The 16,150-nt window shown below is 54.5% G+C and carries 13 protein-coding genes; 5 read left to right on the forward strand and 8 right to left on the reverse strand.

Annotation, left to right across the window (positions count from 1 at the left end):
* Positions 1-379 precede the first annotated feature (379 nt).
* From dapB to carB, 3 genes are all read left to right on the forward strand, one after another.
* The gene (dapB, locus tag ACFL9S_RS20950; RefSeq protein WP_405263784.1) at positions 380-1,201 is read left to right on the forward strand and encodes a 4-hydroxy-tetrahydrodipicolinate reductase; all 822 of its coding nucleotides are present in this window, start codon (positions 380-382) and stop codon (positions 1,199-1,201) included.
* A gap of 468 nt (positions 1,202-1,669) precedes the next feature.
* Positions 1,670-2,806 (forward strand): glutamine-hydrolyzing carbamoyl-phosphate synthase small subunit, encoded by a 1,137-nt coding sequence (gene carA, locus ACFL9S_RS20955; protein WP_405263785.1) that lies wholly within the window; start codon positions 1,670-1,672, stop codon positions 2,804-2,806.
* 18 nt (positions 2,807-2,824) lie between these two features.
* The gene (gene carB, locus ACFL9S_RS20960) at positions 2,825-6,049 is read left to right on the forward strand and encodes a carbamoyl-phosphate synthase large subunit (protein ID WP_405263786.1); all 3,225 of its coding nucleotides are present in this window, start codon (positions 2,825-2,827) and stop codon (positions 6,047-6,049) included.
* A gap of 227 nt (positions 6,050-6,276) precedes the next feature.
* Here the strand turns inward: carB and ACFL9S_RS20965 are convergent, their stop codons facing one another.
* A complete protein-coding gene (locus tag ACFL9S_RS20965; protein ID WP_405263787.1) occupies positions 6,277-6,891 on the reverse strand; it encodes a LysE family translocator in 615 nt (204 codons plus the stop codon).
* A 190-nt stretch (positions 6,892-7,081) separates the two neighbouring features.
* Between ACFL9S_RS20965 and folA the strand changes: the two genes are divergently transcribed.
* Positions 7,082-7,564 (forward strand): type 3 dihydrofolate reductase, encoded by a 483-nt coding sequence (gene folA, locus ACFL9S_RS20970; protein ID WP_405263788.1) that lies wholly within the window; start codon positions 7,082-7,084, stop codon positions 7,562-7,564.
* Positions 7,565-7,609: 45 nt separating this feature from the next.
* Here the strand turns inward: folA and apaH are convergent, their stop codons facing one another.
* The 6 genes from apaH to lptD are packed head-to-tail and all read right to left on the reverse strand — an operon-like array spanning position 7,610 to position 14,347.
* The gene (gene apaH, locus ACFL9S_RS20975) at positions 7,610-8,434 is read right to left on the reverse strand and encodes a bis(5'-nucleosyl)-tetraphosphatase (symmetrical) ApaH (RefSeq protein ID WP_405263789.1); all 825 of its coding nucleotides are present in this window, start codon (positions 8,432-8,434) and stop codon (positions 7,610-7,612) included.
* A gap of 14 nt (positions 8,435-8,448) precedes the next feature.
* A complete protein-coding gene (gene apaG, locus ACFL9S_RS20980; RefSeq protein WP_405263791.1) occupies positions 8,449-8,826 on the reverse strand; it encodes a Co2+/Mg2+ efflux protein ApaG in 378 nt (125 codons plus the stop codon).
* 2 nt (positions 8,827-8,828) lie between these two features.
* The gene (gene rsmA, locus ACFL9S_RS20985) at positions 8,829-9,650 is read right to left on the reverse strand and encodes a 16S rRNA (adenine(1518)-N(6)/adenine(1519)-N(6))-dimethyltransferase RsmA (protein WP_133842331.1); all 822 of its coding nucleotides are present in this window, start codon (positions 9,648-9,650) and stop codon (positions 8,829-8,831) included.
* Entirely contained in the window at positions 9,643-10,635 is a 993-nt protein-coding gene (gene pdxA, locus ACFL9S_RS20990; protein ID WP_405263792.1) for a 4-hydroxythreonine-4-phosphate dehydrogenase PdxA, read from the reverse strand. Before pdxA ends, rsmA begins: the two co-directional genes overlap by 8 nt.
* Entirely contained in the window at positions 10,625-11,920 is a 1,296-nt protein-coding gene (surA, locus tag ACFL9S_RS20995) for a peptidylprolyl isomerase SurA (RefSeq protein WP_405263793.1), read from the reverse strand. Before surA ends, pdxA begins: the two co-directional genes overlap by 11 nt.
* 54 nt (positions 11,921-11,974) lie before the next feature.
* Positions 11,975-14,347, reverse strand: coding sequence for an LPS assembly protein LptD (gene lptD / locus ACFL9S_RS21000; protein WP_405263794.1), 2,373 nt, complete (start codon positions 14,345-14,347; stop codon positions 11,975-11,977).
* A 172-nt stretch (positions 14,348-14,519) separates the two neighbouring features.
* Here lptD and djlA point away from each other — a divergent pair, with 172 nt between their 5' ends.
* Entirely contained in the window at positions 14,520-15,341 is an 822-nt protein-coding gene (gene djlA / locus ACFL9S_RS21005) for a co-chaperone DjlA (RefSeq protein WP_405263795.1), read from the forward strand.
* A 119-nt stretch (positions 15,342-15,460) separates the two neighbouring features.
* Here djlA and rluA read toward each other — a convergent pair whose 3' ends face one another.
* Positions 15,461-16,114: a bifunctional tRNA pseudouridine(32) synthase/23S rRNA pseudouridine(746) synthase RluA gene (gene rluA / locus ACFL9S_RS21010; RefSeq protein WP_405263796.1), complete on the reverse strand. Its 654-nt coding sequence runs from the start codon at positions 16,112-16,114 to the stop codon at positions 15,461-15,463.
* Positions 16,115-16,150 lie beyond the last annotated feature (36 nt).

Below are 16,150 nucleotides of genomic sequence, written 5' to 3' on the forward strand. Positions count from 1 at the left end.
TTAACATTCACAGCGAGCAACCGTTCTGTGGGGATGGGGCCAGTTTGAGGTAAGCCGGGCGGCACGCGACAGGACGTCGCGTGCCGAGGCCCGCATATATGCGGCCGTTGCCGTTCCGGCGTGCTCAAACTGGCCCCGGACCTGAAGCCAGACTGCCAGCCATTCATTTTTGTGGGTGTCCCTCAGAGGGCGACCCTTTTTTCACTCACCGCCCATCCCATTTTCCCTTCCCCAATCCTTACAAAATCTGTTTTACTGATAATCCTCACGCGCTGGCGTAAAATTCTTATTATCTGGTTTTAATTGTGGCGCAGACGTTAACCGGTGGTTAATCTGTATGCGGCTTGAATGAATAGAAATCTGTCAGGAATGAATAATTATGAGTAATGCAGAAATCCGTATCGCCATTGTGGGAGCCGCAGGGCGTATGGGGCGTCAGCTGATTCAGGCAACGGTTCAGGCTGAAGGTACGCGTTTGGGCGCAGCGCTGGTGCGTTCAGGTTCGTCGCTGACGGGCGCAGATGCCGGAGAACTGGCAGGTTGTGGTGTACTGGGCATTAAAGTGACGGATAACCTTGATGCAGTGGTGAATGATTTCGATGTCTTGATCGATTTCACCCGCCCGGAAGGCACGCTGCACTATCTGGAGTTTTGCCGTCAGCATAAAAAAGCGATGGTTATTGGTACCACCGGTTTCGATGAAGAAGGTAAAGCCGCCATCAAAGCCGCTTCTGCCGATATCGGCATCGTGTTTGCCGCCAACTTTAGCGTAGGTGTTAACCTGGTGCTGAAGCTGCTGGAGAAAGCCGCCAAAGTGATGGGTGACTACGCGGATATCGAGATCATCGAAGCGCATCACCGTCATAAAGTGGATGCACCATCGGGTACCGCGCTGGCGATGGGTGAAGCCATTGCTGATGCGATGAACTGGAACCTGAATGAGCATGCGGTCTATAGCCGCGAAGGTTACACCGGTGAGCGTGAAGCACAGACCATCGGTTTTGCCACTGTACGTGCCGGGGATATCGTTGGTGAGCACACGGCGATGTTTGCAGATATTGGCGAGCGGGTAGAGATAACCCACAAGGCTTCAAGCCGCATGACCTTCGCTAATGGCGCAGTTCGTGCAGCAGTATGGTTGAAAGCGCATAAAACAGGCCTTCATGATATGCGTAGCGTTCTTAATCTTGATGATTTATAAGTGTTGTGTACCATCGTGATGTGGTTATTTCAATCATAAGGTTCTGATTGGGTGGGCAATAATTTTATTGCCCTTTTTGTTTTTGTAATAATGACGGGTTAATCATTAATCTTTCGTGTTGTTGTTATATTTTGGTGTTATCACTGTTTTTATTCCTCGATAAACGCTATTTTTGACCATTTGGTCCACTTTTTCACTCTCTACCCCCTAAAATTATGCACAATCGTTCAGGCAACCGATTTTATGGCCAGGATGTGTCATGCTTTCAGGGTAAATCTTCCGGTTTTACGCTCAGTTAGTTAAAAAACGCAGAAAAACCTCCTCGCAGGGTAGACAATAGCGAGGGCTATCATTAGAATGCGCGCAATTTGCCAAAAACTGAGCAGTCAGGCAGTTTTTGCATTGATTTTGGGGTCATTCCTGAATTAATATGCAGATATTGTGACTGTTTATTCCCTGGAGGATGTTTTGATTAAGTCAGCGCTATTGGTTCTGGAAGACGGAACCCAATTCCACGGTCGGGCCATCGGGGCAATCGGTTCGGCAGTGGGAGAAGTTGTTTTCAACACGTCAATGACCGGTTATCAAGAAATCCTCACTGATCCCTCCTATTCCCGCCAGATCGTCACTCTTACTTATCCCCATATCGGCAATGTCGGCACCAACTCCGCTGACGCAGAATCTTCTCAGGTACATGCATCGGGTCTGGTTATCCGTGATTTACCGCTGATTGCCAGCAACTACCGCAATGAAGAAGGCCTGTCTGATTACCTGACTCGCCACAACATTGTCGCTATTGCCGATATCGATACGCGTAAGCTGACTCGTTTGCTGCGCGAAAAAGGGGCACAGAATGGCTGTATCATTGCGGGCGATGCGCTGGACGCCGCCGTGGCACTGGAAAAAGCCAAAGCCTTCCCTGGCCTGAAAGGCATGGACCTGGCGAAAGAAGTGACCACCCCGGATGCCTACCCATGGCAGCAGGGAAGCTGGACGCTGGAAGGTGAACTGCCTGCGCCGAAGACTGATGCAGAACTGCCGTTCCATGTTGTCGCTTACGACTACGGCGTGAAGCGTAACATTCTGCGTATGCTGGTTGATCGCGGCTGCCGCCTGACCGTTGTTCCGGCGCAGACTTCCGCTGAAGATGTGCTGAAGCTGAACCCGGACGGTGTGTTCCTCTCTAACGGCCCTGGTGACCCGGAACCGTGTGACTATGCGATTACGGCGATTAAACGCCTGCTGGAAACCGACATTCCGGTATTCGGTATCTGCCTTGGCCACCAGTTACTGGCGCTGGCCAGCGGTGCTAAAACCGTGAAGATGAAGCTGGGTCACCACGGTGGTAACCACCCGGTGAAAGATCACGATAACAATACTGTGATGATTACCGCCCAGAACCACGGTTTTGCCGTCGACGATAGCCAGCTGCCTTCAAATCTGCGTGTGACCCATACCTCTCTGTTTGACCATACGGTACAGGGTATTCACCGCACCGATAAAGCAGCCTTCAGCTTCCAGGGTCACCCGGAAGCCAGCCCAGGCCCGCACGATGCTGCCCCATTGTTCGATCACTTTATCGAACTGATTAAAGCTGCTAAATAAGATCGGGAGAGAAAGAAAATGCCAAAACGTACAGACATAAAAAGTATCCTGATCCTTGGTGCTGGCCCGATTGTAATCGGCCAGGCCTGCGAATTTGACTACTCGGGTGCCCAGGCGTGTAAAGCGCTGCGTGAAGAGGGCTACCGCGTTATCCTGGTGAACTCCAACCCTGCCACCATCATGACCGACCCGGATATGGCCGATGCGACCTACATCGAACCTATCCACTGGGAAGTGGTGCGCAAAATCATTGAGAAAGAGCGCCCGGATGCCGTGCTGCCAACGATGGGCGGCCAGACTGCGCTGAACTGTGCGCTGGAGCTGGAACGTCAGGGCGTGTTGGCTGAATTTGGTGTCACGATGATCGGCGCCACTGCGGATGCCATCGATAAAGCCGAAGACCGTCGTCGTTTCGACGTCGCGATGAAGAAAATCGGCCTCGACACCGCGCGTTCCGGTATCGCCCACACCATGGAAGAAGCGCTGGCGGTTGCCGCTGACGTGGGCTTCCCGTGCATTATCCGTCCGTCATTCACCATGGGTGGCACGGGCGGCGGTATCGCTTACAACCGCGAAGAGTTTGAAGAGATTTGCGAGCGCGGCCTCGACCTGTCGCCCACCAATGAGCTGCTGATTGATGAGTCGCTGATTGGCTGGAAAGAGTACGAGATGGAAGTGGTGCGTGATAAAAACGACAACTGCATCATCGTCTGCTCGATTGAAAACTTCGATGCGATGGGGATTCACACCGGTGACTCCATCACGGTTGCGCCAGCACAGACGCTGACCGACAAAGAGTACCAGATCATGCGTAACGCCTCGCTGGCGGTACTGCGTGAAATCGGTGTGGAAACCGGCGGTTCAAACGTACAGTTCTCGGTTAACCCGGAAAACGGTCGTCTGATTGTCATTGAGATGAACCCGCGCGTATCGCGTTCTTCCGCGCTGGCATCCAAAGCGACCGGTTTCCCGATTGCAAAAATCGCCGCCAAGCTGGCCGTCGGCTTTACGCTGGATGAGCTGACCAACGACATCACCGGTGGTTTGACTCCTGCCTCCTTCGAACCGTCCATCGACTACGTTGTGACGAAGATCCCGCGCTTTAACTTCGAGAAGTTTGCCGGTGCCAATGACCGTCTGACCACGCAGATGAAATCTGTCGGTGAAGTGATGGCGATTGGCCGCACCTTCCAGGAATCAATGCAGAAAGCTCTGCGCGGTCTGGAAGTGGGTGCCAACGGCTTTGACCCGAAAGTGAGCCTTGATGACCCGGAAGCGCTGACCACCATTCGTCGCGAGCTGAAAGATGCTGGCTGCGACCGTATCTGGTACATCGCTGACGCCTTCCGTGCTGCGATGAGTGTGGACGATGTGTTCGCGCTGACCAACGTTGACCGCTGGTTCCTGGTGCAGATTGAAGAGCTGGTGAAGCTGGAGCAGCAGGTTGCCGAGCAGGGCGTTAACGGCCTGAACTATGATTTCCTGCGCGCCCTGAAGCGTAAAGGGTTTGCCGATGCACGCCTGGCCGATGTGGCGGGTGTGCCTGAAGCAGAAATCCGTGCGCTGCGTGAGCAGCATAACCTGCACCCGGTCTACAAACGTGTTGATACCTGTGCGGCAGAATTCTCCACCAACACTGCCTACATGTACTCCACCTATGAAGAAGAGTGCGAAGCGAATCCTAACCAGGACCGTGACAAAATCATGGTGCTGGGCGGCGGTCCAAACCGTATCGGCCAGGGCATCGAGTTCGACTACTGCTGCGTACATGCCTCGCTGGCGCTGCGCGAAGACGGGTTCGAGACCATCATGGTCAACTGTAACCCGGAAACCGTCTCTACCGATTACGACACCTCAGACCGCCTCTACTTTGAGCCGGTGACCCTGGAAGACGTGCTGGAAATCGTGCGTATCGAGAAGCCTAAAGGCGTGATCGTGCAGTACGGTGGCCAGACGCCACTGAAGCTGGCGCGTGCGCTGGAAGCCGCAGGCGTGCCGGTAATCGGCACCAGCCCGGATGCCATTGACCGTGCAGAAGATCGTGAGCGTTTCCAGCAGGCGGTTGATCGCCTGGGCCTGAAACAGCCTGCAAACGCCACCGTGACCGCCATTGAAATGGCGGTCGAAAAAGCCGCGCTGATCGGCTATCCGCTGGTGGTGCGTCCGTCTTATGTGCTGGGCGGCCGTGCGATGGAAATCGTCTATGACGAAATCGACCTGAAGCGTTACTTCAACACGGCGGTGTCTGTGTCGAATGATGCGCCGGTTCTGCTGGACCGTTTCCTGGATGACGCCGTTGAAGTCGACGTGGATGCCATCTGTGACGGTGAGCAGGTACTGATTGGCGGCATTATGGAGCACATTGAGCAGGCGGGCGTTCACTCCGGTGACTCAGCCTGTTCACTGCCAGCGTATACGCTGAGCCAGGAAATCCAGGATGTGATGCGCGACCAGGTGAAAAAGCTGGCCTTTGAACTGGGCGTACGCGGCCTGATGAACGTGCAGTTTGCGGTGAAAGACAACGAAGTTTACCTGATTGAGGTGAACCCACGTGCTGCGCGTACCGTACCGTTTGTCTCCAAAGCGACCGGGATGCCGCTGGCGAAGGTTGCCGCACGCGTAATGGCGGGCAAAACGCTGGCTGCTCAGGGTGTGACGAAAGAGATCATCCCACCGTATTACTCGGTGAAAGAAGTGGTGCTGCCGTTTAACAAGTTCCAGGGTGTTGACCCTATCCTTGGCCCGGAAATGCGTTCGACCGGTGAAGTGATGGGCGTGGGCCGTAACTTTGCAGAAGCCTTCTGTAAAGCGATGCTGGGCGCACAGAGCAACATGAAGAAAAGTGGCCGTGCGCTGCTGTCAGTGCGCGAAGGCGATAAGAAACGCATCGTTGAGCTGGCACGCCGTCTGCTGGACTTTGGTTTCGAACTGGATGCCACCGCAGGTACTGCCGCTGTGCTGAAAGCGGCCGGAATTGAGGTGCGCCAGGTGAACAAGGTTCACGAAGGTCGCCCGCATATTCAGGATCGGGTGAAAAATGGTGAGTACGTTTATATCGTTAACACCACCGCAGGCCGCCAGGCGATTGAGGATTCCAAGCTGATCCGTCGCAGCGCGCTGCAGTACAAGGTGCATTACGACACCACGCTGAATGGTGCGTTCGCCACCACCACTTCACTGAATGCCAGCGCTATCGAGCAGGTGATCTCCGTGCAGGAAATGCACGCGCAGATCAACGCTTAACGCCGGTTTAGGTGACAGCAACAGACCCCGCTTCGGCGGGGTTTTTTTTTGGTTACGACTGGCAGAACGATGTCACCTGCGCTGTTGGGGGCGATCATTTCTCCGAACGCCCCGTGCTGACAGTGCGCACCAAGGGTAAGACCCGCGTCACTGACCGACTGAAAAAGAGGGGCGGCTACTACCGTTCTATTGTTCTGCCAGGGCCGAAGACTGGGCGTTCCTGACCCCTACGACAACGCCACCTTAATACCGAGCGCAATCAGCACGCCGCCCAGCAGTTTATCCACAATGCGTTGCGCTTTTGTCAGGCCACGACGTACCGGTGCGCTCTGGATCAGCACCACCAATAGCGGCCACCACAGCGTCGACAGGCCGAGGATAATACCTGCATACAACAGCTTTTCATGCACGCTGGAGTCAACGCTCAGTACCTGGGTAAAGATCGACAGGAAAAACAGCGTGGCTTTAGGGTTCAGCAGGTTGCACAGGTAACCCTGCATAAAGGCTTTCTTCAGCGAGGTCTGCTCAGGTGCTACGTTACTGAGATCCATTTTGCTGCTGCCACGGGAACGTAACGCCTGGATACCGATGTAGATCAGGTAACCGGCTCCGGCATATTTCAGCAGCATAAACAGCCACGGCGTGGTGGTGATCACCACCGCCAGCCCGGCAACGCAGTAAGCCATATGCGTGGCAACGGCGCAGTTCACGCCCATTGCGGTCATCATGGCCGCGCTGCGTCGGTAGCGGGCCGCATTTTTGATAATCAGGAAAAAGTCAGGGCCGGGAGAAAGCATCCCGAGCGCTGCAATAGTGGCGACAAATAAACTGGTTTCTAACATAACGACGGTCTGTAGCTGAGCGAGCCGCGGATTCTATCATGCCTCCTGGTTTAATGTGGGGAAAAAACAAGCAGAAGGTGACGCAACCGATAACCTGTAAAACCTTTACCGAATATCCTCCGGTTAGCTATCGACGAAAGTTTCGCCTTTCCGTATGATGGCGCCAATTTTACCCCCTGCTGAGTTTTATATGATGATTAGCCTGATTGCGGCCCTGGCGGCCGACCGTGTGATTGGGATGGAAAATGCCATGCCCTGGCATCTGCCGGCCGACCTGGCATGGTTTAAAAAGCATACCCTGAATAAACCCGTGATCATGGGCCGCCGTACCTGGGAGTCCATTGGACGTCCGTTGCCGGGCCGCCTGAATATCGTGATCAGCAGCCGTCCTGGTGATGCCGAAGGTGTGACCTGGGTGACCTCAATTGATGAGGCGCTAAACACTGCAGGTGATGTGGAAGAGCTTATGGTGATTGGCGGTGGGCGTATTTATGAGCAGATGCTGGCACGTGCTGACCGTCTGTATCTGACGCACATTGATGCGGAAGTGGAAGGGGATACGCATTTCCCGGACTACGAGCCGGATGAGTGGCAGTCAACCTTCAGCGAGTTCCACGACGCTGACGACAAGAACTCGCACAGTTTCTGCTTTGAGATTTTAGACCGCAGATAATCCGTAGGGGTCGATCATTTTTTCCGATCGACCCTTTCAATCAAGCTACATCTCTTTTTCGCGGTTCGATACCTGCACAAACACCCGCTTATCTTCCCAGCGCAACATCGTCAAGGTTCCTCCCCAGCAACAACCGGTATCCAGGGCGAGGATCCCGTCCGGCGTGCCTTTTCCTTCCAGCGATGCCCAGTGACCAAACGCGATGGTGTAATCATTCGACACCGGCCCGGGGATGGTGAACCAGGGTTTTAGCGGTGGGGGAGCGCTGTCCGGTGCTTCTTTTGCGATCATATCCAGCTGGCCGTTCGGAAAGCAAAAACGCATTCGCGTCAGGGCATTGGTACTGAAGCGTAAACGCGCCAGGCCGCTGAGTTCCGGCGTCCAGTTGTTGGGCATATCACCGTACATCGCATCCAGAAACAGCGGATAAGTATCGCTGCTGAGGACCGCTTCCACTTCACGCGCACAGCTTTTTGCCGTCTCGATATCCCACTGCGGGGTGATCCCGGCGTGGGCCATGACCAGCTTTTTTTCTTCATCAACCTGTAACAGCGGCTGGCGACGTAGCCAGTTGATCAGCAGATCAGCGTCAGGGGCTTCCAGCAATGGCGTAATGCGATCTTTGGGTTTGTTGCGGCTGATACCGGCGTAGACCGCCAGCAGATGCAGGTCATGATTGCCCAGCACCATTTTTACACAGTCGCCGAGGTAACGCACAAAACGCAGAACCTCAAGCGAAGCAGGCCCGCGCGCAACCAGATCGCCCGTCAGCCAGAGCTGATCAACCTGAGGGTCGAAGGCCACCTGGTTCAGAAGCGATCGCAATTCGTCGTAGCAACCGTGGACATCGCCGATTAAATAAGTGCTCATGCAAAAAGGCCGGATTAGTGAATATGGGTGGCAATCGCCAGGCGGAAGACCGGGATATCAACGGTGAACGGTTCGCCGTTGACATCGATCATCTGATAGTGACCTTGCATGGTGCCCATCGGGGTTTCGAGAACGGCCCCGCTGGTGTACTGAAACTCGTCGCCAGGCTCGATGTGCGGCTGTTCACCGACTACACCTTCGCCCTGAACTTCGGTTTCCCGGCCGTTACCGTTAGTGATGAGCCAGTAACGGCCAATGAGCTGAACCGGGATACGCCCCAGATTACGTATCGTGATGGTGTAAGCAAACACATAACGTTCTTCTTCAGGTGCAGACTGTGACGCAATATAGGCACTTTGTACCTGAACACAGACTTTGGGCGTATCGTTCATACTCAGTTCTCCTGCGGCTGAGGATGCGCAGTCAACCAGTTCGCCATACGGCAATATTGTGCAACGCTGATATTCTCTGCACGCAACGTCGGGTCAATCTCCATTTCTGCCAGTGCTTCTGCAGAGAAAAGATGGCCGAGGCTGTTGCGCAGAGTTTTACGGCGTTTACCGAAGGCTTCCGTGGTGATGCGGCTCAGGGCACGAATATCGTCAACCGGGTGTGGGATCTGTGCATATGGCATCAGACGCACCACGGCAGAGTCGACTTTCGGTGCCGGGGTAAAGGATTCAGGTGGGACTTCCAGCACCGGGATCACCTGGCAGTAATACTGCGCCATGACGGTCAGACGGCCGTAGGCTTTGCTGCCCGGCCCGGCAACCAGGCGGTTAACCACTTCTTTTTGCAGCATAAAGTGCATGTCCTGAATGGCACCGGTATAGCTAAACAGGTGGAACATCAGGGGCGTCGAGATGTTATACGGCAGATTACCAAATACGCGCAGCTTCTGGCCTTTTTCCTGCGCATACGCGGCGAAGTCAAAAGCCATCGCATCCTGCTGGAAAATGGTCAGCTTAGGGCCAAGGAACGGATGAGTTTGCAGACGCGCGGCAAGATCGCGGTCAATCTCAATCACTGTCATGGCATCCAGACGTTCGCCTACCGGCTCGGTAAGCGCAGCAAGGCCTGGACCGATTTCGACAACCGCCTCGCCCTTTTGAGGGTGGATGGCGTTGACAATGCTTTCGATAATGTACGGATCGTTAAGGAAGTTCTGTCCAAAACGTTTGCGGGCGAAGTGGCCCTGGTGAACGCGACTATTCATTACTGCTCTTAATCATGGTAATGGCGAGGTTAAGCGCCGTCATAAAGCTGCCCGCATCAGCCTGACCGCTTCCAGCCAGCTCGAGAGCTGTGCCGTGGTCAACAGACGTGCGGATAAATGGCAGACCGAGGGTGATATTCACCGCCCGACCAAAGCCCTGATATTTTAGCACCGGAAGCCCCTGATCGTGATACATCGCCAGCACCGCATCAGCATGTTGCAGATACTTGGGCTGGAACAGTGTATCCGCTGGCAGTGGCCCAGTCAGCTGTATACCGCGCTGGCGGAGTTCATCCAGCGCCGGGATAATCACATCGATCTCTTCACGGCCCATATGGCCGCCTTCCCCGGCATGCGGGTTCAGACCGCAAACAAAGATATGCGGTGACGCCAGACCAAACTTGCTTTGCAGGTCGGCGTGCAGGATCGTGATGACTTCATGCAGGCTGTCGCGGGTAATGGCGGCAGCGACATCTTTCAGCGGCAAATGGGTGGTCGCCAGCGCAACGCGCAGCTCCTCCGTTGCCAGCATCATCACCACGCGCTCACAGTCCGCGCGCTCGGCGAAGAACTCGGTATGCCCGCTAAACGGGATACCGGCGTCGTTGATGACACCTTTGTGTACCGGTCCGGTGATCAGGGCGGCGAATTCACCGCTCAGACAGCCGTCACAGGCACGGGCGAGGGTTGCCAGCACATAATGACCGTTATCGACGCAAAGCTCACCCGCCACCACCGGCTGTGCCAGCAGCACAGGTAGCACGGTGAGCGTCCCGGCCAGCTGAGGTTGCGCCGGGCTGCCCGGCAGATACTCGCGCAGGGTAAGGGGTAAATGCAAAGCTGCCGCGCGGGTGCGCAGCAGCTCGGGGTCAGCACAGACAACCAGTTCAACGGGCCAGGCAAGCTGTGCCAGTTGAACGAGTAAATCGGGACCAATCCCGGCGGGTTCGCCGGGGGTGATCACCACACGTTGATTACTGAGCATTCGCATCCAGAATTTTCACGTAGGCAGCAGCACGTTGTTCCTGCATCCAGGTTTGTGCTTCTTCCGAGAATTTACGGTTGAACAGCAGACGATAAGCACGCTCTTTTTTCGCCGCGTCGGTTTTATCCACCTTGCGGGTATCCAGCAACTGGATCAGATGCCAGCCGAAGGAAGAGTGAACCGGGCCGCTCACCTGGCCTTTTTGCAGACGCAGCAGGGCATCACGGAAAGCAGGATCGTACACTTCCGGTGAGCTCCAGCCCAGATCGCCACCCTGGTTCGCTGAACCCGGGTCCTGCGACAGCTGTTTAGCCGCGTCGGCAAAGGTCAGCTTGCCACTTTTGATCTCAGCAGCCACTTCCTGCAATTTCTGACGCGCCTGATCGTCAGTCATGATCGGTGATGGCTTCAGCAGGATATGACGTGCGTGAACTTCGGTTACCGAAATGCTCTGGTTATCACCGCGCATATCATTAACTTTCAGAATATGGAAACCCACGCCAGAACGGATTGGACCAATGATATCGCCTTTTTTCGCCGTCACCAGCGCCTGAGCAAACAGGGATGGCAGCTCCTGAATACGGCCCCAGCCCATGTTACCGCCCTTCAGTGCCTGCGGGTCAGCAGAGTAGGTGATGGCCAGTTTACCGAAATCGGCACCGGACTTGGCTTCACCTGCCAGCTGTTTCGCCAGACTTTCCTGATCGTCAACCTGCTGCTGCGTCGGGTTTTCCGGCAGCGGCAACAGGATGTGGCTGATGTTCAATTCAGTGCCTGCATCGTTCTGCGACGCCATCTGGGTTGACAGCTGATCCACTTCCTGCGGCAGGATGGTGACACGACGACGCACTTCGTTGTTACGCACTTCCGAGGTGGTCATCTCTTTGCGGATCTGCTCGCGGTAGGTGGCATAGTTCATGCCATCGTACGCCAGGCGGCTACGCAACTGGTCAACACTCATTTTGTTCTGCGCGGCGATGTTACCAATCGCCTGATCCAGCTGCGCATCACTCACCTGAATACCGGCCTGTTTGGCCATCTGTAGCAGGATATTGTCCATCACCAGACGTTCAACGATCTGGTGACGCAGGGTTTTATCATCCGGTAACTGCTGGCCGGCTTGCTGCGACTGGCCTTTAACGGACTGCATCATGCCGTCCACGTCACTTTCTAGCACTACACCGTTATTAACGATGGCGGCAACTTTATCAACAACTTGCGGGGCTGCGAACGCAGTGTTGGCTGTCAGGGCTGCACCGAGGATCAGCATTCTCCAGTTCTTCATACTTTTTCCATTCTTCTATCCGCACTGCGGGTTTGCATACCAAACATTACAACATCAGAAAGCGCGTTGATAAGGCAGGATGCCCTGACGCAGCATTTGACCGGTACCTAAGCCATAGCTTGGGCTGAGGCCACGCAGTTCAATGTTGAACGAGATTTTATTGTCATATTTACTGCTGTCGTTTTCCCAACTGGTGATTTTGCGTTCATAGCCCAGTCGGAGTGCATAACAACAAGAGCTGTACTGTACACCGAGCAGTTGATCGGCAGCCTGGTTAGCCTTGGTATCGTAATACCATGCACCGACGACTGACCATGCATCAGCGATAGGCCAGCTTGCTGTCGCGCCCACCTGCGAAATGCCTTTCTGGTATAACGCATTGTTGTACTGTGTCAGCGTCTGCTGAACATATTCCTCACTGGTATAGCGGTAGTTCAGCTGCACCATACGGTCAGCATCACGACGCCATTCCAGCACGGCATTACCCTGAGAAACGTTATTCAGTCGAGTGTCGTATTGCAGTCCACCGCGCGCTGACCAGTTGTCACTCACCCTCCAGTAGGTGTCGCCAGCCCACACCAGGCTGCCGCGATCGTCATCATCCGTGTTGTTCAACCCGGTACGAGCGGGGGTGAACGAGTAGATTTGACCAATGGAAGCATTAAAACGTTCAACCAGATCGTTATCAAAAATTCGCGAGGTCACGCCGGTGGTCACCTGGTTAGCTGAAGCGATGCGATCCAGGCCGCTATATGTCCGGTCACGGAACAGGCCCGTGTAGTCACTTTGCAGCAGCGTAGAGTCGTAGGCGCGGATGTCGCTTTGATCACGATAAGGGGTGTAAAGGTACTGCACACGCGGTTCCAACGTCTGCGTGTAGCCCGGTGACCAGTTCATATTCCGGTCGAACACCATCTTGCCGTCGACTTTAAACTGCGGCATCACGCGATTTACCGAGTTCTTTAACTGGTTATCACTGTTGCGCGCGTTGTAATAATCAATATCGTTCTGTTCGTAATGCGTGGCCAGCAGCTTGGCTTCGGTGTTGATACTGCCCCAGCCATTGGATACTGGCAGGCCAATGGTTGGCTCAAGATGCAGACGCGTAGCATCTGGCAGACGCTCGTTCACGTTGGTGAATTTCACTGCCTGCGCATAGAGATGCGTATCGAACGGTCCAACATCATTGTTGTAATAATTGACGTCGAGCTGTGGCTCGGCGCGATAGACATCGTTATTCGCATTGGTGGAGAAAATCTGGAACTGTTTGGTCGACAGGGTGGCATCCCAGTTTTGTTCCGAATAACCCACGCTGAACTTCTGCGTCACGTAGCCGTCGGTGGTCGAACCATACACCGAGTCGAGATCGGTGAAATAGTAAGGATCGCTGACCTTGGTGTAATCGGCGTTGAAACGCCAGTGCTGATCGTAAACGCCAGAATGCTTCCAGTAGAACAGCCAGCGATTGGCGTCTTTATCATCCGGGTGGTCACTGTTATAGACGCTGTCGGAATTCAGATAGTCGAACTCCATCAGGCCAGTGCCTGCGCCGGTCAGATAACGGAACTCATTCTGCCACTGCACGCCACGGCGGCTGATATAGTGCGGCGTCAGCGTAGCATCGGCCTGCGGTGCAATGTTCCAGTAGTACGGCAGCATAAATTCGAAGCCGCTGTTACTGCCGTATTTTGCATTCGGGATCAGGAAACCGGAGCGACGTTTATCACCCACCGGGAGCTGTAAATAAGGGCTGTAGAATATTGGCACCGGGCCCAGTTTAAAGCGGGCGTTCCAGATCTCAGCCAGCTGTTCATCGCGGTCATGAATGATTTCAGAGCCGACAACGCTCCAGCTGTTCTGCCCCGGAAGACATGAGGTAAAGGTACCGTTTTCCAGAATGGTATAACGGTTATCATCACGCAGTTTCATCTGGTCAGCCTCACCGCGCCCCTGGCGGCCGACCATCTGGTAATTACCATTCCACACGTTGGTGTCTTTAGTATTCAGGTTGGACCAGGCTTTCGGACCTTTCAGGATGACCTGGTTATCGTCATAGTGCACATTACCCAGAGCATCGACAGTACGCGTTGGCGTCGTCTGTCCATTGAGCATTTTCTGATGCAGCTGAACTTCATCAGATTGCAGACGGCCATTGCCCTGACGAACATCCACATTACCGGTAAAGACTGCGTCATCGGGATAATTGCCTTTGGCACTATCTGCATCAATCGTTACGGGTAATTGGTTTGTTGCCTTTCCCTGTACCAGCGGACGGTCGTAACTGGGCACCCCAAGCATACATTGGGATGCGAGGTCATCAGCCAGCCCTTGATGGCTGTAGAGTGCTGAACCAATCAAGGTGGCCAGCAACGTAGGTAGTCTTTTATTCATACGCGGTATCGAGAATTCCGTAATCACTGGCATCATGCCGACAAACGGTCAGAGACTAACGTACTGAACTGCATTGCGCTAGTCATACCCTGCATCTTTTATGACAGGTATACTTCTGGTTGTCTGGCCGCGTACCAATAGGCTATGAGAGAAATGACAGGTATGATAATGCAATTTTTAGCCTTCAGCATGGCGAATTGAGGAGTATATGCGCTATTGGGGAAAAGTATTGGGTCTTGTGTTGGGTTTATTGTCCGGCGCAGGCTTCTGGGGTGCACTTTTTGGCCTTCTGGCCGGGCACCTGATTGATAAAGCGCGTTCGCCTGCCCGTCAGGGGTATTTCGCCAACCAGCAAACCCGTCAGGCGCTGTTTTTCCGCACCACCTTCCAGGTGATGGGACATCTGACAAAGTCAAAAGGCCGCGTCACGGATGCTGATATTCAGATGGCGTCGTTGCTGATGGATCGCATGCAGTTGGACAGCGATGGCCGTATTGCCGCGCAGCAGGCTTTCCGCGAAGGCAAAGAGGGCGATTATCCTCTGCGTGACAAACTGCGTGAGCTGCGGAGCGCTTGTTTTGGTCGTTTCGACCTGATCCGTATGTTCCTGGAAATTCAGATTCAGGCGGCGTTTGCCGACGGTTCGTTGCACCCCAATGAGCGTCAGGTGCTGTATGTGATTGCCGAAGAACTGGGTATTTCGCGTGCGCAGTTCGATCAGTTCCTGCGCATGATGGCGAGCGGCCAGCAGTTTGGCGGTGGTTCCCAATACAGCGGATCGTCGCAGGGCGGGTTTGCTGGCGCGCAGCGTGGACCAACGCTGGAAGACGCCTGTAGCGTGCTGGGGGTGAAAAGCACCGATGATGGCACCACCATTAAACGCGCCTATCGCAAGCTGATGGGAGAACATCACCCGGATAAACTGGTGGCAAAAGGGTTACCGCCAGAGATGATGGAGATGGCGAAGCAGAAAGCGCAGGAGATTCAGGGAGCTTACGACCTGATCAAACGCGAAAAAGGATTCAAATAGTCGGTGAAAGCGGGCTGATCGAAAAAGAAGGTCAGCCCCTTATATCTTGATCGTTACCCAGTATCGCGTAGGGGGCGACCATTTTTTCCGGTCGCCCCGTGTCGATGATGGGCAATAAATCAAAAATCCGCTGGTTGCCGGAACGTCATCGGCGTACCGAACTGTGGATGGGTAATGCTCAGGCTTTCCGCGTGCAGCTGCAGGCGAGGTGCCATCGCTTTTGCTTCGTCGTGCGCATAGAAGTTATCACCGAGGATCGGATGGCCGAGCGCCAGCATATGCACACGCAGCTGGTGAGAGCGCCCGGTAATCGGTTTTAACTGTATGCGGGCGCTGTTATCACTGGCGTAATCCAGCACCTGATATTCTGTTTGCGCAGACTTACCGGTTTCAAAACAGACCTTCTGCTTCGGCCGGTTCGGCCAGTCACAAATTAACGGTAAATCGACCAACCCTTTCTCTGGCAGCGGGTGCCCGAAGACGCGCGCCACATAAGTTTTCTGCGGTTCACGCTCGCGGAACTGCCGCTTCAGCTCACGCTCGGCGGCCTTAGTCAGCGCCACCACAATCACACCGCTGGTCGCCATATCCAGGCGATGCACCGATTCTGCCGCCGGATAATCACGCTGAACGCGCGTCATCACGCTGTCTTTGTGTTCTTCCAGGCGACCGGGAACGGAAAGCAGTCCACTGGGTTTATTCACCACCATGATGTGATCATCCTGATAGAGAATATGCAGCCAGGGTTCTTGTGGTGGGTTGTAGGGTTCCATAACTCTCTCGTAAGGGCCGGCGAGCGCCGGCCCTGT

This window comes from Erwinia sp. AnSW2-5, assembly GCF_045107195.1.
GTDB lineage: Bacteria > Pseudomonadota > Gammaproteobacteria > Enterobacterales > Enterobacteriaceae > Erwinia.

Coding starts and splice junctions, on each gene's coding strand:
- dapB (WP_405263784.1), top strand. CDS start 380: ATGAGTAATGCAGAAATCCGTATCGCCATTGTGGGAGCCGCAGGGCGT.
- carB (WP_405263786.1), top strand. CDS start 2,825: ATGCCAAAACGTACAGACATAAAAAGTATCCTGATCCTTGGTGCTGGC.
- ACFL9S_RS20965 (WP_405263787.1), bottom strand. CDS start 6,891: ATGTTAGAAACCAGTTTATTTGTCGCCACTATTGCAGCGCTCGGGATG.
- folA (WP_405263788.1), top strand. CDS start 7,082: ATGATGATTAGCCTGATTGCGGCCCTGGCGGCCGACCGTGTGATTGGG.
- apaH (WP_405263789.1), bottom strand. CDS start 8,434: ATGAGCACTTATTTAATCGGCGATGTCCACGGTTGCTACGACGAATTG.
- apaG (WP_405263791.1), bottom strand. CDS start 8,826: ATGAACGATACGCCCAAAGTCTGTGTTCAGGTACAAAGTGCCTATATT.
- rsmA (WP_133842331.1), bottom strand. CDS start 9,650: ATGAATAGTCGCGTTCACCAGGGCCACTTCGCCCGCAAACGTTTTGGA.
- pdxA (WP_405263792.1), bottom strand. CDS start 10,635: ATGCTCAGTAATCAACGTGTGGTGATCACCCCCGGCGAACCCGCCGGG.
- surA (WP_405263793.1), bottom strand. CDS start 11,920: ATGAAGAACTGGAGAATGCTGATCCTCGGTGCAGCCCTGACAGCCAAC.
- lptD (WP_405263794.1), bottom strand. CDS start 14,347: ATGATGCCAGTGATTACGGAATTCTCGATACCGCGTATGAATAAAAGA.
- djlA (WP_405263795.1), top strand. CDS start 14,520: ATGCGCTATTGGGGAAAAGTATTGGGTCTTGTGTTGGGTTTATTGTCC.
- rluA (WP_405263796.1), bottom strand. CDS start 16,114: ATGGAACCCTACAACCCACCACAAGAACCCTGGCTGCATATTCTCTAT.